19 protein-coding genes and 1 tRNA gene are annotated in these 20,545 nt (G+C 47.6%); 13 read left to right on the forward strand and 7 right to left on the reverse strand.

The features are described 5' to 3' along the window. Positions 1–12: 12 nt before the first annotated feature. Entirely contained in the window at positions 13–780 is a 768-nt protein-coding gene (locus IY568_RS12265) for a response regulator (protein ID WP_228553310.1), read from the reverse strand. 337 nt (positions 781–1,117) lie between these two features. Between IY568_RS12265 and dapE the strand changes: the two genes are divergently transcribed. Next, positions 1,118–2,290 (forward strand): succinyl-diaminopimelate desuccinylase, encoded by a 1,173-nt coding sequence (gene dapE / locus IY568_RS12270; protein WP_194867694.1) that lies wholly within the window; start codon positions 1,118–1,120, stop codon positions 2,288–2,290. Between the two features lie 19 nt (positions 2,291–2,309). Here the strand turns inward: dapE and IY568_RS12275 are convergent, their stop codons facing one another. The 3 genes from IY568_RS12275 to IY568_RS12285 are packed head-to-tail and all read right to left on the reverse strand — an operon-like array spanning position 2,310 to position 5,046. Further along, complete coding sequence (locus IY568_RS12275) at positions 2,310–2,846, reverse strand: hypothetical protein (RefSeq protein WP_194867695.1); 537 nt, start codon at positions 2,844–2,846, stop codon at positions 2,310–2,312. Then, positions 2,846–4,036, reverse strand: a complete 1,191-nt coding sequence (locus IY568_RS12280; protein WP_194867696.1) for a peptidyl-prolyl cis-trans isomerase — start codon at positions 4,034–4,036, stop codon at positions 2,846–2,848. Before IY568_RS12280 ends, IY568_RS12275 begins: the two co-directional genes overlap by 1 nt. Beyond that, positions 4,036–5,046: a phospholipase gene (locus IY568_RS12285; protein ID WP_194867697.1), complete on the reverse strand. Its 1,011-nt coding sequence runs from the start codon at positions 5,044–5,046 to the stop codon at positions 4,036–4,038. The genes IY568_RS12280 and IY568_RS12285 overlap by 1 nt, the downstream gene beginning before the upstream one ends. A 182-nt stretch (positions 5,047–5,228) precedes the next feature. On the opposite strand from IY568_RS12285, the gene IY568_RS12290 reads away from it, so the two are divergent. Both IY568_RS12290 and IY568_RS12295 read left to right on the forward strand, forming a co-directional pair. Next, a complete protein-coding gene (locus IY568_RS12290) occupies positions 5,229–6,071 on the forward strand; it encodes a MipA/OmpV family protein (protein WP_125562448.1) in 843 nt (280 codons plus the stop codon). Next, positions 6,061–6,462 carry a DUF3019 domain-containing protein gene (locus IY568_RS12295; protein WP_125562450.1) on the forward strand — a complete coding sequence of 134 codons (402 nt, stop codon included), beginning with the start codon at positions 6,061–6,063 and terminating at the stop codon, positions 6,460–6,462. The genes IY568_RS12290 and IY568_RS12295 overlap by 11 nt, the downstream gene beginning before the upstream one ends. 48 nt (positions 6,463–6,510) lie before the next feature. Here IY568_RS12295 and IY568_RS12300 read toward each other — a convergent pair whose 3' ends face one another. From IY568_RS12300 to IY568_RS12310, 3 genes are all read right to left on the reverse strand, one after another. Beyond that, positions 6,511–7,014: a hypothetical protein gene (locus IY568_RS12300; RefSeq protein WP_125562452.1), complete on the reverse strand. Its 504-nt coding sequence runs from the start codon at positions 7,012–7,014 to the stop codon at positions 6,511–6,513. A gap of 80 nt (positions 7,015–7,094) precedes the next feature. Beyond that, entirely contained in the window at positions 7,095–7,571 is a 477-nt protein-coding gene (locus IY568_RS12305; RefSeq protein ID WP_125562454.1) for a globin, read from the reverse strand. A 273-nt stretch (positions 7,572–7,844) separates the two neighbouring features. Next, positions 7,845–8,624 (reverse strand): delta-class carbonic anhydrase, encoded by a 780-nt coding sequence (locus IY568_RS12310; protein ID WP_194867698.1) that lies wholly within the window; start codon positions 8,622–8,624, stop codon positions 7,845–7,847. 336 nt (positions 8,625–8,960) lie between these two features. Between IY568_RS12310 and IY568_RS12315 the strand changes: the two genes are divergently transcribed. The 10 genes from IY568_RS12315 (at position 8,961) to IY568_RS12360 (ending at position 20,417) form a co-directional block, all read left to right on the forward strand. Then, a tRNA-Met gene (locus tag IY568_RS12315) sits at positions 8,961–9,037 on the forward strand. A gap of 260 nt (positions 9,038–9,297) precedes the next feature. Beyond that, a complete protein-coding gene (rimP, locus tag IY568_RS12320) occupies positions 9,298–9,753 on the forward strand; it encodes a ribosome maturation factor RimP (protein WP_010385057.1) in 456 nt (151 codons plus the stop codon). Between the two features lie 42 nt (positions 9,754–9,795). Beyond that, entirely contained in the window at positions 9,796–11,295 is a 1,500-nt protein-coding gene (gene nusA, locus IY568_RS12325) for a transcription termination factor NusA (protein ID WP_010385056.1), read from the forward strand. Between the two features lie 29 nt (positions 11,296–11,324). Next, complete coding sequence (infB, locus tag IY568_RS12330) at positions 11,325–14,003, forward strand: translation initiation factor IF-2 (RefSeq protein WP_049865303.1); 2,679 nt, start codon at positions 11,325–11,327, stop codon at positions 14,001–14,003. Between the two features lie 115 nt (positions 14,004–14,118). Beyond that, complete coding sequence (rbfA, locus tag IY568_RS12335) at positions 14,119–14,529, forward strand: 30S ribosome-binding factor RbfA (protein ID WP_138539348.1); 411 nt, start codon at positions 14,119–14,121, stop codon at positions 14,527–14,529. Then, positions 14,529–15,464: a tRNA pseudouridine(55) synthase TruB gene (gene truB, locus IY568_RS12340; RefSeq protein WP_194867699.1), complete on the forward strand. Its 936-nt coding sequence runs from the start codon at positions 14,529–14,531 to the stop codon at positions 15,462–15,464. The genes rbfA and truB overlap by 1 nt, the downstream gene beginning before the upstream one ends. Before the next feature lie 105 nt (positions 15,465–15,569). Continuing rightward, positions 15,570–15,839 (forward strand): 30S ribosomal protein S15, encoded by a 270-nt coding sequence (gene rpsO / locus IY568_RS12345; protein ID WP_010385052.1) that lies wholly within the window; start codon positions 15,570–15,572, stop codon positions 15,837–15,839. A gap of 272 nt (positions 15,840–16,111) precedes the next feature. Further along, positions 16,112–18,226, forward strand: coding sequence for a polyribonucleotide nucleotidyltransferase (gene pnp / locus IY568_RS12350; RefSeq protein ID WP_194867700.1), 2,115 nt, complete (start codon positions 16,112–16,114; stop codon positions 18,224–18,226). Between the two features lie 111 nt (positions 18,227–18,337). Further along, the gene (gene nlpI, locus IY568_RS12355) at positions 18,338–19,240 is read left to right on the forward strand and encodes a lipoprotein NlpI (RefSeq protein ID WP_125562464.1); all 903 of its coding nucleotides are present in this window, start codon (positions 18,338–18,340) and stop codon (positions 19,238–19,240) included. Between the two features lie 4 nt (positions 19,241–19,244). Continuing rightward, complete coding sequence (locus tag IY568_RS12360) at positions 19,245–20,417, forward strand: hypothetical protein (protein WP_194867701.1); 1,173 nt, start codon at positions 19,245–19,247, stop codon at positions 20,415–20,417. The last annotated feature ends 128 nt before the right edge of the window (positions 20,418–20,545 follow it).

Raw genomic sequence — 20,545 nt, forward strand, 5'->3', positions numbered from 1 at the left:
GCAAGTTGTTATTTAATTATCCTGGATTAGTTCTGTGTCGCATCCCCCCAGGTGTTTTAATAGTTCATTGAGGTGGCTTTTGGTGGCGTCATTAAGCATGTCACGATTGAAACGTAAGGCCAGTTGGCATATTTTTGTGTCGACAAACCCTTCCACTGCAACAATGCGTACAGGCATCGCGTATAACGGCGCAATCAGTAAGTTACCGCCATCCAGATCAAAGACATCCAGCTCCAGCTCGTAGGTACTAAACAAGTGCATTTCTCGACTATAAGGCGATTGTAATAACATGCCGGATTGACTGATGTTTTTCACATGGCCGGATAAGGTTCGGCTGCCAGTGCGGATCCGAACGCTGTGCTCTGGCAGTCCGGATAATCGGATGGCTCCGCGCCGACTGATGGTGTTCCAGGATTTATGAACGGCTTCTTCGAGTTTATCAGCAGTAAAGGGCTTCATCATATATTGCGATACCCCATTTTGGATAGCGCATACAACATGCTCTCTGTCACTCAGTGAACTCATCATAATGAAGGGGGTTTTACTGTGTTTCTTTGACTTTCTGACCCGCTTAAGTAGCTCTTCACCATCCAGGTTGGGCATTTGCCAGTCTGCAATAATGATATCGATATGCCGGGCATCGAGTAATTCGAGCGCTTCTTTGCCATCTTCTGCGGTGTAAACATTTTCGGCACCGAGCCGGTTGACTAAGGTGGAGCGCACTAAATTTCTAACCAGCTGGCAGTCGTCGACGACCAAAAAACTGACATCCTGCATCATTAGTTCCTTATCTCGCAGCAATCATAACGAAAGGGGGAGTTCGTTAAACTAAGGTTAGATTATCAATTCTAACCCTCACATAGTTAGTTCTAGCACACACAGGGCAATTGACAACTCGTTATCGAAATTGACCAATTTATGGCGAGGTCATTGGGCTTTATTGAGTGCTTAGCAATGCGTTTTGTCACAAAACTGCCTTACAGACGACATGAACTGGTCACGCTCAGGCGATGTAATCGAAGTTAAACGAGTCACCATAGGGTACGCAGCGACCCGTCAGTGAATGACTGAACATCTGTTCAAGGTGCTTAAGATCAAAATACAGGAAATGTATGTTATGTCTTCCCACGCAATAAAGCCTTCAGCGAAACCCAATCCCAATACAGTCCAAACCTTGCGACGTCTGATCAATGCGCCATCAGTGACACCTGATGATGCAGGTACAATTGACTACCTCGCAGAGCGTTTGAACCATCAGGGCTTTGAATGTGAGCACCTCGATTGTAATGGAGTACGTAACTTGATTGCCTGGCGTGAATTTGGTCCGGGCCCTGTGATGGCCTTTGCGGGGCATGTTGACGTAGTTCCTGCAAATCCTCAGGGCTGGGTGGCGCACCCATTTGCAGCGGCTGTGATAGAGGACGTGATATACGGACGTGGGGCTGCTGACATGAAAGGGGGAGTTGCAGCCATGTTGAGTGCAACCGAGCGCTTGTGCCAGCAGGCTCAGCAGTGTCGGGGCACACTATTTTGGTTGATCACCTCAGATGAAGAGGGAGAAGCAGAGTATGGCTCAAAAGTGATGGCTGAATATCTGGCACACAAAGGCATAGTACTGGACGCTTGCCTCGTTGGAGAGCCAACCTCACATCAGCAAGTGGGCGATACCATTAAGAATGGGCGTCGTGGTGCTATCTCAGGGCGGGTACAGATCCGCGGTAAGGCTGGACATGTAGCCTATCCGGAGCAGACCATCAATGCGGCACATATCGCTGGCGAGTTGGTAAATGAACTGGCAAATATTAGCTGGTGGAAAGATGTGCGTGGCTCGCAAACCAGTTTGCAGGTAACCGGTCTGACGGTGCCGGATATCGTTGATAACCTGGTGCCGGCTAGCTGTGAGATCACATTCAATGTGCGTTACAGCCATGCCTATAAGAGTCAGGAGATTTATCAGGTTGTTGCGCAGGCACTGGCCCCCTGGCATGACAATGTCAGTGTGCAATGGGAACGTCCTTGCGAATCCTATTACACGGGCAGTCGTGAGTCAGCGTGTTTTCTCAACGTGGTTGAGCAGGCTATTTTACGTGTACGCGGTCAGTTTCCGGCACTGAGTACTGCGGGTGGCACATCTGATGGACGCTTTTTTGCGTCGACTGACACGCAGGTCATCGAATGTGGTGTAAAGAATGATTCTATTCACCAGGTCAATGAACATGTGTCGGTGGCAGATCTCTACGCCATTGAAGAGATCTACACGGCTATTTTGCACGATTACTTTGTCGCTTAAATACACAATCAGTTCGTTGCTATTGCGCCAACTCACGGCGCAATTGTGCCTGCATTGCCCTTAATCCGCGTATTTTATCACGCGCTTCTTGCAATTGCTCAGGTGGCAACTGGTGTCTCACTCCTTTTGTGAGTAACGCCTCCAGTCGCGCTACCTTTTTATCAACAGCGGCAATATAGTCCTGCTTCATTTGTACAACCTGTGCAGATTGATGTGCCAGATAAGCCTGATGATCGGCCAGATCACCGTGGTAAGCTGGCGTAGGGGAGCTGGGAGATATAGGCGGAACATAGGGCTCGTTATCACTTACCTCGGGCAACGCAGAAACAGGCGGCACATTATCGGCGGCAATGTTGACAGGGGCTGGCTCGGCACTGATAGCTGGCAATGTAATATCTATGGTCTTTTTGACAGGGGCCAAAGGGTTTGTTTGCGAAGGAGCGGGGGTTGCCTGTTCGTGACTGAGCTGCAAAGGGGGCAGTGAGTACAGAGCCCAAAATGCGTAGCCCAGCCCGCCCAGGATCAAGACAAGCGCAACAGCCTGTGTCTGACGCATTAAAGTTTTACTCCGTGTTGTTGCTGCCATTGCTTAAACTTATTTTGGTAGGCGGCAATGGCATGTTCTGTGGTGAGAGACTCCAGTGCCTGATAGCGTACGGTTTCACTGTCTTCTGGGTAGTAGGCATATTGAGGTTGCTCAGTGTAAACAACTGCCCAGCGCCCTGTTGGTGTGCGTACCGGAGCGGTCACCTTGCCAGGCTGACTGCTAAAAGCCAATTGGGCAAGCCAACGGTGCGTATGTTCTCGGGTTATGGCCGTCAAAACAGCAGCGTCATCGGTGGCAAATTCATTGTGACGTTTGGCCGCTTTCAAAGCCACTAACGGGCTTTTGCGTTGCGCCTGTTTATAAAATTGTTTTGCCTCATCCTGACTGTCAAAGCGTACAGCCAGCGCTGAAAGTTGATGCCGATATTTGAAGTCATCGCGGTGGCGTTTGTAATATCGCTGAATGTCAGTTGCAGAAATATTGGCTCTGATCTGCTCTAGATAGGCGCTACGTTCTCCATGCAGCTGTGCTTTGATCCCCATGAACGCCAGCATAGGTGGACGCAAAAGCTCTCCCTTTGCCAGCGTTTCCAGGCGCGTAAGCGTTAACCCTTGTGTTGCCAGCAAAGGTGCTGCAGCGTCTGTCAGCTCCGCATAATGGGCGCGCTCATTCAGCAGACGGGTGAGCAACTCAGTATCTCCTTGATGAAGACGAAAGCGATTTTGCATAGACTGGCTGGAAATGAGCTGGTTTAGCGTGACTCTGGGCACGTCAAGCAAGGTGATATTTGCCCAGTGTGTAAGTTGCTCCGTTTGATAGTGACCATCGGCTGGATAGGTGCCGAGTAGGTCAGATAACGCTGCTGTATCAAATGACACTGTTGTCTGCTTTTTGGGAATAGATTTCAATGCCGGGAATTGGTGTGTGAGCAAGGTAACCATCAGGCGGCGGATATGGTAGTCGTTATCAAATCCAACGCTGGACTGTCGTACCAGAAGTTCGGGATTAAGCTGGCGTGCGGTTGCCAAAAGAAACTGGTTTTCGAGCAAGTGCTTGTTAAGCTTCGCGCTTGAAAGCGGACGGTCTTGCTGCTGATACAGAGACTGCATCAGAGCCAGTTCAGGTTTAGTAAGTTGAGTCAGTGATGCCCAACATGGCAGACTTAAACAGCCTGCCAGAAGTAATACAAGGTAATACATTAACGCGCTACCATCGCATGGTTCAGCATATGCACGACCATGGCAATTGCATGAGGGATAACCTGGCGTGCAGTTGTTACTCGATCATAGTGATCCTCTGAGTTCAGTACGATCCCACCTTGCGAATAGGAATAAGCACCGCCTTGCGTAAGTAGCGGCCGAATATCTTGATTGTTCGCGTCAGGTGCAGAAAAGCTATCCATAGCTTGTTTTACTAAGCTCAGATTATTGAGGTTTTCCTGGTCATAGTAGTCTTTCACCCAGGATTCCCAACCTGCATGGTTAAGGTCAGAGGTGGTCCAGGTATGATGGGGTTGCAACAGATCTGTGGTATGAAATACAAACCCCAGGATCTGTGGATTACCATTCTGCAGGTAGCTTTGGTACCAGTACTGGCCAAGGTTATCGATAGGCTGGAATGGCATTTCTTCAAAGTCATCATACATGCTATAGGATGAGTGGCTGCCTATACGATAGTTCTTTTCGGTGATTCCATAGCTGTCATATTCGCTGTCGTCCGCACTGAACCAGCCCGTTTCACCGCCTTTGCCATCATCCAGGTAATCGCCTTTTAGCCAGGTGGCTGCCATATTGTCGATAGTGCCCCAAACCGTAAGTTTGTCATAATTATATCCACCAAAATCGTTACCATGGACATCAGCACCTTGAGTATGATTTTGGAAGTGCCAGTAACTGGTGTATTTGACAATACTTTTTGCAGCGCCCCATAGAGGTGCCTGTACACAGTCACCGGTAATGGCACCACAGAAGAAGGTATCTTCAAAGTCATCAACATCATAGGCAGCTTGTCCCATTACTTCGGCAAGCTGAGTCACGCTCATACCGTGTGATTGAGCGTAGGCCTGAAGCTTAGCGAATTGTGTTGTTGAAGGGTTTTGCGCCATGTAGTTAACTGCATCGATAACGATGCGCTTGTGTGTTTCCTGACTAAATGCCTGCACGCCATTGGCGGTCAGTGTCAGGGCAGAGAGTAATAATAGTTTTCTCATTGTAGTGTTATTCCATAGTTAGAATGTAAGCTCTATTCGAGCAACGGCAATTAAAGTGTGTTATGGTTACATTTTTATTAATTTTAGGTTAAATAAAATCTTATTGTCGCTGTCTTGTTGTACAGGTAGAGCTCAGGTATGATGGGGACTGAATTTAGGCACATATAAAAGCCACAATAACGATGAAAATTATAAAGTTACTTTCTGCTGTGCTGTTTTGCTTGTCACATCAGGCTTTTGCCGATGACCATTCAGGTGAGCCTGATGAAGATTTTCTTGAAGACAATGGACTAGAGTGGCAACTGAGTATCGGTGCTTTCTATGCTGATATGGTACTCCCTAAGTTGGTTGGCGCAGATAACTCTCCGGCACCACCTACCTTGCGAGCTGACATAAAACTACAATATAAGAACTTTTATCTGGTTACTTACTCTGGAGACTTTTTTGGTGGCTCTGACATTGGGTATCAGTTGATTCAGAAAGACGAGTGGGGGCTGGATATCATCTATGGCAGCTATCAGCTGGCTTTCACAGAGACGGGGTACTTTGACACCAAAGACCCGGTCGTTAAAGAGTTGAAAGGGATCAGGGACAGGGATCCTGATCAATCACTTGGCATGGCCTATTATCGCTCTGTGGGTGAGTATTTGGCCGTGGCTGAACTGGTTTATGATGTATTTGGCGATACTAATGGCTGGGTGTTCCATCTTGAAGCGACACGTAATTTCGAACTGCGTAACTGGGATTTATGGCTCAACTTTGGCGCAAACTATTACTCCAGTAATTTCAATAACTACTTCTATGGTGTGACAGAGGCTGAGCAGAACGATTACCTGACACCTTATGAGCCGGGAAGTGGGGCATCAGCCTTTGTTCAGGCTCAGCTAAGTTATCCGATTGCTGAGGACTGGGAGTTTAGTGCAGGTATGTCATTTTTGGTTGGCTCCAGTGAAGCTAAAGATAGCCCGCTGCTGGAATCGAATCACGCCAGAGTACTGTTTACTGGAGTGAAATATGTATTTTAGACTCGCTTCAGCTATGACTATCGGTGTGCTGTGTATGGCTTCAACCGCGCAAGCTGCGACACCAGACGATAGGAAAGGGATATTACAAGCCGCACCAAACAAGTGTGTTGCGCTACATAAAGGAAGAACTTGCTACACTGATGTGACATTTTCAATCTCTGCACCGCAAGTCGGTGACTATTGCATTAGAGACAGCAACTCAAAGAAGATTTTGCAGTGTTGGGCTAATGTGAGCCATTTTGAATACATGCTGGCGTTTGGCTCTGCGGAAAGTGTCAGTTACGAGTTAATTTCTAAAACCAAGCGTGACGTATTGGCTGTAACCACCATAAATGTTAATTGGGTTCATAAAGTACGCAACAAGAAGCGTCGCTGGCAGCGTTTGTTTTAAGCCTCGCAATGTGGCAGGCTAGCCGAAGCTAGCCTGCAGTTATCTGTTTTATTGGCACTGTTCGACTAAATTTCTTAGATGCGTGCCTATATCCTCACTTTTATTCTGACCTTGCTCAAGTAGCGTTTCTACTTGTTGTTGTAATTCACTCAGCTCATAATTTGCCAGCAGCGTTTTCAGGTAAGACATGGTGTCTGCGCCAGCTTGCAATAAGCTTGGCAAACTTTCCATAGAGAGCTCCTGATCGGCCAGGCCAGTGATGGTATCCATTAAATCGGCCAGGTTGGCACTGTCCTGAAGTGCACCTTCAACTTCAATCATAGCGCCCATAGGATCGCTATTCAGTTGCTTAGCGACACAGCTTGCCAGCGTCCCCGCTTCGGCCGACTGGCTCATTGCTGCCAGACCATGTGCGCGGATATCTTCAATGACCTGCTCCAACTCCTGATTATTTGCAAGGTATTGCTGTTCGATCTTAGCCTTAGAGTCACCAAGAAAATCACAGCCAGACAGTGTAACTAAGCCGATACCGAAAATTAAAAAACGCTTCATATAAGTATCCAAAATCAATCCAATTGACCTCAGTTTACTGCCTTACCAGGCGGTTGTCATTATTGCTGTTTAGCCTGATGCTAGGGACGTAAACGGGCTCTGGCCTGATTGCGATAATGTGCCAGCTCGACGACATTTGAAATGCCAAAGAGCTCTGATTTGATGATGTTGGCAAACACGTGGAGTGCCCGTTTCCATGCATTGCGCACGGCCAGCGTAAATTGTGCGCCTAAATGGAGTTTGAGAACTTCCAGTAAACTATTGCAGAAGGTCGTGATGTCGTTTACCGAGGGGGCAAGTGCAGCTATCAAAATACTTTGTTGGCGCAAAAAGCGAGTTAATTCTTGTTGTCTGGGTAAGTGAACTAGGCATTGTTGCATAAAGTCATTTAACCGATACTCAAGCGACAGCATATGCCGCTCTGACTCGGGCAAAGCCATTGTAACCCGATGCTGTTTTAGTTTGTTATAAAAGCTGACACAGAAGCAATGAAAATTGGGTTTCAGCGTCGTAAAAGACTGGTTTAATAGCTGGTACTGATAAGGTGAAATACTCATAATCGCTCCACATACGATTAGAGCGAGTCCATTTGCTCAAGCAATTGTGCAGACCCAACGACTTGGCCCGTCAAGACAGGTCATCAAGCTCTACAGTAACTTGGGTAAAAGTTGTTATGGGGCACGCTGAAAAAGTGATCAGCCGTACACCAGCTTTATCAGTATAGGTAGACATTATTCTGTAGCGCAAACTTTATCCTGAATATTGCACTATCAAAGAGACAGAAAAGCTACCAGTCGAGCACGATTGCATGACTGGTAGCCTGTTTTGATTTATTTAATCGGTGCGAGTAGTTTCGGATCGGTGACTAGTTGTCTGACACCATGGGCGTGATCTTCTTCGAATACGTTGTCTTCACACCACTGTGCCAGGCTATTGATATCAACTTTCGCACAAGCAGGTCTGACACTCCAGGTGACCTGAAGCGGTGAACATTGCTTATCGTTGTAGCTCGGCCCGGTTGTTGAGCCCAGGAACTCTACCGGTTTGCCTGTGGTTTGTGGGATATATTTCGCCTGATGATATCCATCGACTACGTTACCGTCATAGCTTAAATCATTAAAATCTAGCGCATCTTCATCGTTTACGACGAGGAAAACCTGAGTCTCAACGCGCAGGTCCGGGTTGGCACATTCATTACTTAAACAAGAGCCTAAGCCTTTACCAGGCGCAACGTCACACGAACTGTGTACCCAATGTACTTCTATGGTGTCACCTGGTTTTACGTTTTTACAGACTTTGCCTTTTGGTGCTCGTAATTCAGCCTCTGTCAGGCTGCTGGTGGCGTTACACTGGTAGCCACCATATTTACCATTGCCGGCGAAAACAGAAAAGTCTTTTGCCTTATGCTCTGCGTTTTTATGAAAGTGGATATTACATAAGTTCATTTCACTGGCAGGCGGGGCGAGTGAAAATACGCGTTTGTTCTCCCCATGCAACTGGTCGATATCGCGTGGGGTTTGCGGACCAAACCCTTCGCAGCTATTCGCGAGGGTGTTAAAGGAAAGTAGTGTTAGCGCTGTCATCGAGACGCCTATAAATGCCTTTTTCATGACTGGTTCTCCATCATTTTATATTAACTCGATGGGCCGCCAGTATAGATGTTTAACTTTTAAGAACAAGCTAAATGGTAAAATATTGTGAATGAGTGGTTTTTTATAAGTTAATATCGATGTTTTTGTTCGCTATTCTCGATTATTTTTATTGTAATGGTAAATTATTTTCGATCTTGTCTGTGGGAATGGTCGGTGTTTATTGACTTGTGGTGTGCAAGATGTTTTTACGCCATAGCATTAGGCATTTTGGTTAAAGGGCCTATCTAAGGTTGCGTATTAATACAACTCTCTCTATAATACACGCCAGTTGATGCAGCCTTGGCTGCACGTTGACGCGGGATGGAGCAGCCTGGTAGCTCGTCGGGCTCATAACCCGAAGGTCGTCGGTTCAAATCCGGCTCCCGCAACCAAGCTTAAGAAATGTTGTCGTTTCTTACAGTTCGCGCATTCCTTGTAATGCGCGTTTTGCGTTTAAGCATTCGCTTAATTTAGGCTGATACAGCCCGCAACCAAGCTCGGCCACTGGCCACACAGTTTGTTTTTGGTGTGACGCCCCGCTTGGTTCGGGGCGTTGTTGTATCTGGAGCTAAGCAACTCAGCCCAGCCCAGAAGCAAACAGCTGAATCATTAGGGCTTTTAGGCCCTTTTTTTGTTTGTATGGAGGTAATTTGTGACAAAACTCGAGCAAGAATTAACGACTATGTTAGAGCCGGCTGTTGAAGCCTGTGGCTTCGAGTTGCTCGGTCTGGAAGTGATGCAAGCCGGTCGTCATTCGACACTGCGCATCTACATCGATCATGAAAATGGTATCAATGTAGATAATTGTGCAGATGTGAGTCGTCAGGTCAGTGCCATTCTGGATGTCGAGGACCCCATTACAAATGAATATAACCTGGAAGTGTCTTCACCTGGTGTAGACAGACCATTATTCAAACAAGCTCATTATGAGCAGGCAGTGGGCGAAGAAGTACGTTTGCGTACTAAGCTTCCACAAGAAGGTCGCCGTAATTTCAAAGGCGACTTGGTTGCAGTTAATGGCGATATGATCACGCTAACCGTCGATGGCCAGGAGCATCACCTTATGCTCAGCAACATCGAGCGCGCGAACATGATCGCAAAATTTTAAAAGTTAGGTGCGAAGGAAAAAAGGGCAAGCGAGGCAATAACTATGGCAAAAGAAATATTATTGGTTGCAGAAGCTGTTTCCAATGAAAAAGCAGTCCCAAGAGAAAAGATTTTTGAAGCATTAGAGTTCGCACTAGCGACGGCCACCAAAAAGAAACATGATGGTGAGATCGAAGTACGCGTATCTATTGACCGTAAAACGGGTGAGTATGACACTTTCCGTCGTTGGATGGTGGTCAACCCACAAGAAGATGGCTCACTGGAAAATCCGTACGCAGAAATCACTTTTGAAGCAGCACAGGTTGAAGAGCCTGACATTCAGCTGGGTGATTTTGTTGAAGAACAGATCGAATCGATTCAGTTCGACCGCATCACGACACAGATGGCAAAGCAAGTCATCGTTCAGAAAGTGCGTGAAGCTGAGCGTGCGCTGATTGTTGATGCATATAAAGATCAGGAAGGTGAGCTGGTAACGGGTGTTGTTAAAAAAGCATCGCGCGATACTGTGGTACTGGATCTGGGCAATAACGCAGAAGCCGTGATTTACCGCGAAGATATGCTACCGCGTGAAAGTTTCCGCCCGGGCGACCGTGTCCGTGGTTTGCTTTATGCTGTTAAACCAGAAGCGCGTGGCGCGCAGCTGTTTGTAACACGCTCCAAGCCTGAAATGCTTATGGAGCTATTCCGTATCGAAGTGCCAGAAATCGGCGAAGAGATGATCGAGCTCAAAGGTGCTGCGCGTGATCCGGGATCGCGTGCTAAAATTGCGGTAAAATCAAATGACAAACGCATCGACCCTGTCGGCGCGTGTGTGGGCATGCGCGGTGCGCGTGTTCAGGCTGTATCTACCGAGTTAGGTGGCGAACGTGTTGATATCGTATTGTATGATGACAATCCGGCTCAATTCGTGATCAATGCCATGGCACCTGCAGAAGTGGCATCCATTGTTATGGATGAAGATACGCGTACGATGGAAATCGCAGTAGAAGCTGACAACCTGGCACAAGCGATTGGCCGTAACGGTCAGAACGTACGTCTTGCCAGCCAGCTGACTGGCTGGGAATTGAATGTGATGACAGTTGAAGACATGGAGCGCAAGAGCGCAGAAGAGTCTGACAAACTGATTAATCTGTTCACTGAAGCATTGGACATCGACGACGATTTCGCAACCTTGTTGATTAACGAAGGATTCTCAACACTTGAAGAAGTGGCCTACGTTCCTGTAGCTGAGTTCCTGGAAATTAATGGTTTGGACGAAGACACAGTTGAAGAGCTGCGTAAGCGTGCAAAAGATGCGTTGACTACCAAAGCGTTACGCGACGAAGAAAGCCTTGAAGGGGCAGAACCAGCTGACGATTTATTAAATCTGGAAGGTTTGGATCGCCACCTGGCGTTTGTAATGGCCAGCAAAGGGGTAATCACACTGGAAGACCTGGCTGAGCAAGGCATTGACGAATTAGTCGAGATCACTGAATTATCTGAGCAACAAGCGGGTGACTTTATCATGGCCGCACGTAATATTTGCTGGTTTAGTGAGCAATAGTAGTTTATTAACGGGAGGTAACGCATAATATGGCAGAAGTGAGCATAGAGAAACTAGCCGAAAACATTGGTACAACTGTTGATAAATTACTCCAGCAGTTGGCAGATGCAGGGATCACCAAAGCCACTGGCGACCATGTTACTGAAAACGAGAAAGCACAATTGCTGGACCATTTAAGTAAGCAGCATGGCGGTACCGGTTCTGATGGACCGGAGCGTATGACTTTGCAACGTAAGAGCAAGAGCACGTTAAGTGTGACTGGTTCTCATGGCAAAGCAAAATCCGTTCAGGTCGAGGTACGTAAAAAGCGCACTTACGTTAAAAAGAGCGCAATCGAGCAGCAAAAAGAGCAGGAAAGACTCGCTGCAGAGGAAGCTGCGCGCAAAGAAGCAGAGTTGAAGGCTCAGCAAGAAGCTGAGCAAAAGGCCAAAGAAGAAGCCGAGCGTAAGGCACAAGAGGAAGCCGAGCGTAAGGCAAAAGAGGAAGCTGAGCGCAAGGCTAAAGATGAGGCAAAACGTGCAGCGCAAGCTGAACGTCAAGCGAAAGAACAGCAGAGTGAAGAAGTGGATAGCGCCCAACAAGAGAAAGAGAAACTAGAAGCAGAGCGTCTGCGCAAAGAAGCAGAAGCAGCTGCCCTACAGAAAGCAGAAGAAGAAGCCAAGCGTAAAGCTGAAGAAGCAAAGCGTTTAGCCGAAGAGAATGAAGCCCGCTGGAAAGCTGAAGAAGAAGAGCGTGCACGTCGCGAAGCTTCTGCAGATCACCACCTTACGACGTCGACTTATGCGCGTGAAGCAGAAGACGAGTCAGATGCACAGGAAGAAAAAAGTGCGCGTCGTAAGAAGAAGAAAAAGCCAGCTGAAAAAGTGGCTCAGCCAGCGCGTGGTAAAGGTAAAAAAGGCAAGTTAAAGGCGCCTACCTCACTACAGCATGGTTTTAAGAAGCCGGTAAGTGAAGTGAAGCAGGAAGTTCGTATCAGTGAAACCATCACTGTTGCAGAACTGGCATCACGCATGGCGGTGAAAGGCGTTGAAGTCGTTAAGACCATGATGAAGATGGGTGAAATGGTTACTATTAACCAGGTCATCGATCAGGAAACCGCGCAGGTTGTGGCTGAAGAAATGGGCCACAAAGTTGTTCTGGTTAAAGAAAACGAGCTGGAAGAAAAAGTACTGAGCGAGCGTAACGAAAGTGAAGCGCTTGAGCAACGTGCACCAGTTGTTACCGTTATGGGTCACGTTGACCACGGTAAAACTTCAACACTGGATTACATCCGTAAAGCGAAGGTTGCAGCAGGCGAGGCCGGTGGTATTACCCAGCACATTGGTGCATACCACGTTGAAACTGAAGGCGGCATGATCACTTTCCTGGATACACCAGGACACGCAGCGTTCACGTCAATGCGTGCACGTGGTGCTAAAGCAACAGATATTGTTGTATTGGTTGTTGCGGCGGACGATGGTGTAATGCCACAAACCAAAGAAGCGGTACAGCACGCGAAAGCGGCAGAAGTACCTCTGATCATCGCTGTAAACAAAATGGATAAAGAAGGCATTGACCCGGATCGCGTTAAAAACGAACTGGCTCAGCTGGATGTTATTCCTGAAGAGTGGGGCGGTGACACGCAGTTTGTTCATATCTCTGCGAAAACCGGTCTGGGCATCGATGACCTACTGGAAGCTATCCTGATGCAGTCTGAACTGCTTGAGCTGAAAGCAGCACATAAAGGCATGGCATCGGGTGTGGTGATTGAATCTCGCCTTGATAAAGGTCGTGGTCCGGTTGCCACTGTACTGGTTCAGTCAGGTGAACTTAACCAGGGTGATATCGTACTGTGTGGTCTGGAATATGGCCGTGTTCGTGCAATGAAAGACGAAAACGGAAAAGACATCACGACTGCTGGTCCTTCAATTCCGGTTGAAATCCTGGGTATGTCGGGTGTACCAGCTGCGGGTGACGAAGCAACTGTTGTTAAAGACGAGCGTAAAGCACGTGAAGTTGCATTGTACCGTCAGGGTAAATTCCGTGATGTGAAACTGGCGCGTCAGCAAAAAGCGAAGCTTGAAAACATGTTTACCAACATGACTGAAGGCGACGTATCAGAAGTGAACGTGGTACTGAAAGCAGACGTACAGGGTTCAATCGAAGCCATCTCTGACTCTTTGGTTAAACTGTCTACAGACGAAGTTAAAGTGAAGATCGTTGGTAGCGGCGTAGGTGGTATCACTGAAACTGACGCAACCCTGGCAGCGGCTTCTAACGCAATTATTGTTGGCTTTAACGTTCGTGCCGATGCATCTGCACGTAAAGTGATTGAAGCTGAGAACTTGGATCTGCGTTACTACAGCGTAATCTACGATCTGATCGAAGAAGTGAAGCAGGCAATGTCAGGTATGCTGGCACCTGAGTTCAAGCAAGAGATCATCGGTCTGGCTGAAGTACGTGACGTGTTTAAGTCGCCTAAGATTGGTTCGGTTGCGGGTTGTATGGTTACTGAAGGTGTGGTTAAACGTAGCGCACCTATCCGCGTACTGCGTGACAATGTTGTTATTTACGAAGGTGAACTTGAATCACTGCGCCGCTTTAAAGATGACGTGGCAGAAGTTCGTAACGGCATGGAGTGTGGTATCGGCGTTAAGAACTATAATGACGTTAAGGTCGGTGACCAAATCGAGGTATTCGAAACCGTTGAAGTACAACGTTCGTTGTAAGTCAGTCGGGGTTCAACCTTGAAATGGGGGCGTAAGCCCCCATTTGTGTTTGTGTTTCCTCTAGTGGGCGATTGTATGCATTGCCCGTTTTAATGATTAAAATGAAGTGGTGAAAATGAGAGAATTTTCTCGTACTGATCGTGTTGCACAACAGATCCAGAAAGAAATTGCCGTGATTTTGCAGCGCGAAATTAAAGATCCGCGTTTAGGCATGGTCACTGTATCGGCTGTAGAAGTATCGCGCGATCTGTCTTACGCCAAGGTGTTTATTACGGTTCTTGGCGGTGATGACGACAAAACCAAAGAAAACCTGTCGATTCTGAATGAAGCCACAGGTTATATCCGTTCTTTGCTTGGCAAACGGATCCGCGCGCGGATCATGCCTGAACTGCGTTTTGTTCTGGATAACTCCCTGATGGAAGGGATGCGTATCTCTAATCTGGTTGATGAAGTGATCCGCAAAGACAATGAAAAGCGTGGTGACGAAGAGCTGCCAGATACCAAAAGCGACGACGGAGAAGCCTAATGGCACGTCGTAGTAAAGGCCGTCCGATTGACGGGATCGTGCTGCTCAACAAGCCTCAGGGGATCTCCTCGAATAAAGCGCTGCAACAAGCCAAAGGCATTTACTTTGCGCAAAAAGCCGGCCATACGGGTGCATTGGACCCACTGGCAACGGGTATGCTGCCAATCTGTTTTGGTGAAGCCACTAAGTTTACGCAGTTTCTGCTGGATACTGATAAAACTTACGTGGTGCGTGCCAAATTGGGCGAGCGCACAACGACCTCTGACTCTGATGGTGAAGTGGTCGAGACACGCCCTGTGCAGATCACGCGAGCACAGCTGGAGCAAGATGTCGCCAGCTTCCTGGGGGAGTCGGATCAGTATCCGTCGATGTATTCCGCGCTTAAGTATCAGGGTCAGCCCCTGTACAAGTATGCCCGAGAAGGTATCGAAGTACCGCGTAAGTGCCGCAAGATCAATGTTTATTCAATTACGTTAGATGAGTATGACGATCAGGCACAAGAGATCCAGATGACAGTGCATGTTTCTAAAGGCACCTATATTCGTACCATAGTCGATGATCTGGGCGAAAAGCTTGGCTGTGGGGCGCATGTCATTATGTTACACCGCTCTGAAGTGGGGCATTATCCCAGCGATAAAATGATCACGCTTGAGGAGTTGGAAGAAAAGCTCCAGCAGGCGAAAGCGGAAGAACTGCCGCCTTCAACTTACATTGATGCCCTATTACTCCCTATGGATACGGCATTGGTGGATTTACCGGCGGTTGAGATTAATGCAGAGCAAGGCGTGGCATTTAGTCATGGCCAGACAGTTGTCGTCGGTGAGCTGCCAGAGGGGGTGTTGAAAGTGATTGCTGATGGTCGTTTTGTCGGGATTGGTGAGCGCAATCAGCACGGGCACCTCAAGGCCAAGCGGGCGCTATCCAGCGCACAATAAAATTTTTTGTCAGCGGGGGTAATTGCTGGTACAATGCCGCCCGCTTTGTCGCTTTGGCTGAATTAGTGATCGGCTGAAGCATTACTTAAACAATTGGAGTTTATTATGTCACTAAGCAATCAAGAAAAAGCAGAAATCGTAGCAAAATTCGCACGCGCAGAAGGCGACACTGGTTCTCCTGAAGTTCAGGTTGCACTGTTAACTGCTGATATCAACAAGCTACAAGGTCACTTCGCTAACCACAAGCATGACTTCCACTCACGTCGTGGTCTGCTACGTAAAGTAAGCCAGCGTCGTAACCTGCTTGATTACCTAAAAGGTAAGAGCGTAGAGCGTTACTCTGCACTAATCAAAGAGCTTGGCCTACGTCGCTAAGAACTTGATTATTTGTCGGATTTTTATCCGATAAGAAAAAAGGGGCTAAATCGCCCCTTTTTTTGTGGGTATATACTCAGTATACTTATGCCCGAGCCGCCATTCTGGGGGTTCAGCGCCAAGTCTGCAGCCAATTGTAGTGCTTAAGCGGATCATCTAGCTCTGTTTGGTTTAATCTTTTTTATCAAATGGTTATTAGTCTCTTTAGTCCCCTTAAGACTGTAATTGGTCGTTGTTGGCGCTTATATGTTATTTTTGTAAGGAAGATATTTGTGCAAGCAATTATTAAAGAATTCCAACTGGGTCAACACACAGTAACCCTAGAAACTGGTGCCATTGCGCGTCAGGCTGATGGTGCCGTTTTGGCCAGCATTGGCGACACCTCTGTACTTGTAACGGTTGTAGGTAAGCGTGAAGCTGCACCTGGTCAGGACTTTTTCCCTCTGACAGTTAACTATCAGGAAAAAATGTATGCGGCAGGCCGTATCCCTGGTGGCTTCCTGAAGCGTGAAGGCCGTCCTTCAGACAATGAAACACTGATCGCGCGTCTGATTGACCGTCCAATCCGTCCTTTATTCCCTGACGGCTTTGTGAACGAAGTACAAGTTATCGCGACAGTGGTTTCTTCAAACCCTGAAATTCAACCAGACATGGTTGCTATGATTGGTACTTCTGCGGCGCTAGCAATTTCTGGCGTGCCGTTCAATGGTCCAATCGGCGCCGTACGTGTTGGTTTCACTGATGGTCAGTACGTACTGAACCCGTCAGTGACTGAACTTGAGCAAAGTAAACTTGACCTGGTAGTTGCGGGTACCGAAGGTGCTGTACTGATGGTTGAGTCAGAAGCTGAAATTCTGACTGAAGAAGAAATGCTGGGTGCGGTTGTGTATGGTCATGAGCAATCACAGGCTATCATCCAGGCTGTGAACGAGTTTGCTGCAGAAGCAGGCAAGCCGGCTTGGGACTGGACTGCACCAGAGAAAAATGTTGAGCTGTCTGACAAAATCGCAGCAATCGCTGAGCAAAAAGTGGGTGACGCTTACCGCATCACTGATAAAGTGGCACGTAAAGACGCACTAAGCGAAGCAAAAGCAGAAGTTGTCGAGAAGCTGACGGCTGAGCTGGCTGAAGACGAAGCGCTGGACGAGCAGGAAGTGTCTAAGCTGTTTAGCTCACTTGAAAAGAAAATCGTACGTGGCCGCATCATTGCTGGTGAGAAGCGTATTGATGGTCGTGAACCAGACATGGTTCGTGCGCTTGACGTGATGACGGGCGTATTACCACGTACACACGGTTCTGCAATCTTCACGCGTGGTGAAACTCAGGCTTTGGTTACTGCTACCTTAGGTACAGAACGCGATTCACAAATGATGGACAACCTGATTGGCACGCAGAAGCATCACTTCATGCTGCACTACAACTTCCCTCCATTCTGTGTGGGTGAGACAGGTTTCATCGGTTCGCCTAAGCGTCGTGAGATTGGTCACGGTAACTTGGCTAAGCGCGGTGTACAAGCGGTTATGCCAACGCTTGAAGAATTCCCGTACTCTGTGCGTGTGGTTTCTGAGATCACTGAATCAAACGGTTCATCTTCAATGGCGTCTGTATGTGGTACGTCACTGGCTCTGATGGATGCGGGTGTACCAATCAAGTCATCTGTTGCGGGTATCGCGATGGGTTTGGTTAAAGAAGGCGAAGACTTTGTTGTTCTATCTGACATCCTGGGTGACGAAGACCACCTGGGTGACATGGACTTTAAAGTAGCGGGTAACAGCGCGGGTGTAACTGCACTTCAGATGGATATCAAGATTGAAGGTATCACAAAAGAAATCATGCAGATCGCACTGCGTCAGGCAAAAGCAGCACGTCTGCATATCCTGAGCGTGATGGACCAGGCAATCGCCAGCCCATCTCAGGACCTGTCTGAGTTCGCACCACGTATCTACACTATGAACATTCCACCGAAGAAAATTGCTGATGTAATCGGTAAAGGTGGCGCGGTGATCCGTCAGCTAACTGAAGAAACGGATACAACCATCGAAATCGAAGACGATGGTACCATTAAGATTGCTGCAACTAATGGTAACAGTGCTAAAGAAGCGATTGCTCGTATCGAAGCGCTTACCGCTGAGTTGGAAGTAGGTACTATCTACACAGGTAAAGTAAACCGTATCGTAGACTTTGGTGCATTCGTAAACGTACTGCCTGGTAAAGATGGCCTGGTACACATTTCACAGATCAGCAAAGAGCGCGTAAACAACGTAGCTGATCACCTGTCTGTTGGCCAGGAAGTGAAAGTAAAAGTACTAGAAGTAGACCGTCAGGGTCGTGTGCGTCTGAGCATTAAAGAAGCACTAGAGTCAGATGCGGCACCTGCTGCTGAGTAATATCTGACAAAGAAACAATGAGTTTCGATGAAAGGGGCTGAATGGCCCCTTTTTTTATGCTTTAATATTTGCTCGACAGTAATAGCGACAAGCGGATCAGAAATTCGCAACATGCCCAAAAGGGGAAATAGATTGAGACTGTTATTATTACCTTTGCTATGTCTGAGCTTACTCGGGTGTCAGTCAACTCAGCAAGCGGCGGATATGCCCAACGTGACGGTGCCTTTTGCCGTGCCATTGGCAGCTAATTTTCGCAATGAAATAGCCATCGCCAGATACAGCGAGTTGTTACAAAACAAAACGCTGGATAATGACCAACAGGCGCAGCTGTTTTATAACCGGGGTATGCTTTATGACAGCCTGGGATTAACCACGCTGGCACGTATCGACTTTAATCGCGCAGTCAAACTCAAACCAGATTTGGCAGAGGTATACAATTTTCTTGGTATACATCATACACTTCGACAAGAGTATGGCACCGCCTACGAGATGTTTGATGCGGTGCTTGAGCTTAATACAGATCATGAATATGCCTATTTAAATAGGGGTATAGCCTTATATTACGGGGAACGTCCAGCACTGGCAGTAAACGATTTTGAGGCTTTTCTGGCGCGTTCTCCTCAAGATCCGTACCGGCTCATGTGGCTTTATCTGGCAGAATCTAAAGTCGACCCGGTTGCTGCAAAAGCAGCTCTGAAGCAGCACAGCCAGGCCTTGAATAATGATGAATGGGCAACACAATTGGTACAGCTTTATTTGAATGAGCTGTCTCAGCAGGCCTTTCTCGCGCAAGTTGGAGATGGCGTTAAGTCGCAACAGGAGTTTGCAGAGCGCCTGTGTGAAGCCTACTTTTATCTGGCTAAGCGTTATCAGGCTGAGGGTAAAACGGGAAAAGCCATTGAATATTTTAAACTGGCCCTTGCAACTAATGTCTACGAATTTGTAGAACATAAATACGCCCGTCTTGAACTGCAAATTATCGCCGATGAAATGAACCGGGCGGATGTAGGCTGATCTGATGCCTGCTTTGATGCTTCGCTATGTAGTGTTACTGGTCTGTAGCACACTCATAGCGGGCAGCGCCTTCAATCCCTGGCACTTTAACTCTCCCAACGCGCGTCAGGCACAGCTTTCTTTGCTTAAGCGCAGCCCACAGAGCTTTTTCCTTGATGTTCGACGAGCAGGCTTGCTGCTACCTGAGCTCTCTGATGGCACGGTACTGGCGTTACGCAAGTTGGATGAGCCCGCGGCGGCGTTTGAATGGGCAATTCGGCTGATCGAACAGGGGGACTTAGATACAGCGCTCCTGCTGGCCAGAGCGCATTGGGAGGCCACTGCCTCGCAAGCGCATCTACGGTTATTGGAGTCCCTGACAACAGCGCATGCAGTGTCTGAGATAAACCTGTTGGCCTCTCATTTTGCGCTGCCTCGACCTTATTATACGCTGTCACGGGTTATGCAGGGCGCTTCTGCCAGTGAGCTGGCATCGGATGATTTGCAACAACTGACTATCCGAACTGTGAATGAGCTTCACTGGGATGATGCAAAGTGCATACGTCGGGTGGCCATGTTGAGTGATTCCTGGCTGGGCTTTAAAAAGCTGCAACAGTTGAAAGCGCAATACCTTAGTGCCCCTTTACCTCATTCGGGTAGCTATTGTTTTGCAGATCCTGTGTATATGGGATCTGATCTACAATGTCACCTGAAAGCACAAAAATTTGCTTATTGCGACCTTGCTGGATTGCCCGGCAGCGCGTACTGGTCTGCTGCCGATCATCTTGTCCTGATGACTAAACGTGGCGATGCGAATGTCAGCCGTGGCGTAATGACATTAAACTTGAACAGCGATTATGCTGTGTTTGTTCATGAACTGATGCACTTCAGTGGCTTTGAGGATGAATACGCGATTGATGAGGCAAAAGCACAATGGTTATGCGCAACTCCTGGGTTTAAAGCACCTAACTTATACGTTGGTAATACACCACCTAAGGGGTGGTACCCCAGTCAGAGTTGTGAGGCCGGGTTACTATCTGCTTATAAGCCCCAGCAGGCTATGTCTAACATGCAATATCAGAGTCTGGCGTTGTCCAAACGATACAAGGAGCTCTGGCTATTGGCATTTCAGCAACAGCGCGATAAACCCACAGATTTTCAGCGGTTTATTCAGGTTAAATTAGCTGCCAAGGGTTAAAAGCCCAGTTTATTTATGAATTTAATCTGAATTGTTTGTAAATGTTGGCTAAAATGGCAGCGTATAGAGCGCGAAAGTCTAGACAACTCAAATACTAATCAAGTATAACTGGTAAGCGTTATGTGTGA

The sequence above is a fragment of the Pseudoalteromonas sp. PPB1 genome (genome assembly GCF_015356275.1).
GTDB lineage: Bacteria > Pseudomonadota > Gammaproteobacteria > Enterobacterales > Alteromonadaceae > Pseudoalteromonas > Pseudoalteromonas rubra_D.

What these genes read in the sequence shown, in the direction of transcription:
- IY568_RS12265 (WP_228553310.1), bottom strand. Translation starts at nt 780, where the DNA reads ATGATGCAGGATGTCAGTTTTTTGGTCGTCGACGACTGCCAGCTGGTT.
- dapE (WP_194867694.1), top strand. Translation starts at nt 1,118, where the DNA reads ATGTCTTCCCACGCAATAAAGCCTTCAGCGAAACCCAATCCCAATACA.
- truB (WP_194867699.1), top strand. Translation starts at nt 14,529, where the DNA reads ATGGCACGTCGTAGTAAAGGCCGTCCGATTGACGGGATCGTGCTGCTC.
- infB (WP_049865303.1), top strand. Translation starts at nt 11,325, where the DNA reads ATGGCAGAAGTGAGCATAGAGAAACTAGCCGAAAACATTGGTACAACT.
- IY568_RS12305 (WP_125562454.1), bottom strand. Translation starts at nt 7,571, where the DNA reads ATGAGTATTTCACCTTATCAGTACCAGCTATTAAACCAGTCTTTTACG.
- IY568_RS12310 (WP_194867698.1), bottom strand. Translation starts at nt 8,624, where the DNA reads ATGAAAAAGGCATTTATAGGCGTCTCGATGACAGCGCTAACACTACTT.
- rpsO (WP_010385052.1), top strand. Translation starts at nt 15,570, where the DNA reads ATGTCACTAAGCAATCAAGAAAAAGCAGAAATCGTAGCAAAATTCGCA.
- IY568_RS12275 (WP_194867695.1), bottom strand. Translation starts at nt 2,846, where the DNA reads ATGCGTCAGACACAGGCTGTTGCGCTTGTCTTGATCCTGGGCGGGCTG.
- IY568_RS12285 (WP_194867697.1), bottom strand. Translation starts at nt 5,046, where the DNA reads ATGAGAAAACTATTATTACTCTCTGCCCTGACACTGACCGCCAATGGC.
- IY568_RS12300 (WP_125562452.1), bottom strand. Translation starts at nt 7,014, where the DNA reads ATGAAGCGTTTTTTAATTTTCGGTATCGGCTTAGTTACACTGTCTGGC.
- rbfA (WP_138539348.1), top strand. Translation starts at nt 14,119, where the DNA reads ATGAGAGAATTTTCTCGTACTGATCGTGTTGCACAACAGATCCAGAAA.
- IY568_RS12295 (WP_125562450.1), top strand. Translation starts at nt 6,061, where the DNA reads ATGTATTTTAGACTCGCTTCAGCTATGACTATCGGTGTGCTGTGTATG.
- IY568_RS12290 (WP_125562448.1), top strand. Translation starts at nt 5,229, where the DNA reads ATGAAAATTATAAAGTTACTTTCTGCTGTGCTGTTTTGCTTGTCACAT.
- IY568_RS12280 (WP_194867696.1), bottom strand. Translation starts at nt 4,036, where the DNA reads ATGTATTACCTTGTATTACTTCTGGCAGGCTGTTTAAGTCTGCCATGT.
- nlpI (WP_125562464.1), top strand. Translation starts at nt 18,338, where the DNA reads ATGCCCAAAAGGGGAAATAGATTGAGACTGTTATTATTACCTTTGCTA.
- nusA (WP_010385056.1), top strand. Translation starts at nt 9,796, where the DNA reads ATGGCAAAAGAAATATTATTGGTTGCAGAAGCTGTTTCCAATGAAAAA.
- IY568_RS12360 (WP_194867701.1), top strand. Translation starts at nt 19,245, where the DNA reads ATGCCTGCTTTGATGCTTCGCTATGTAGTGTTACTGGTCTGTAGCACA.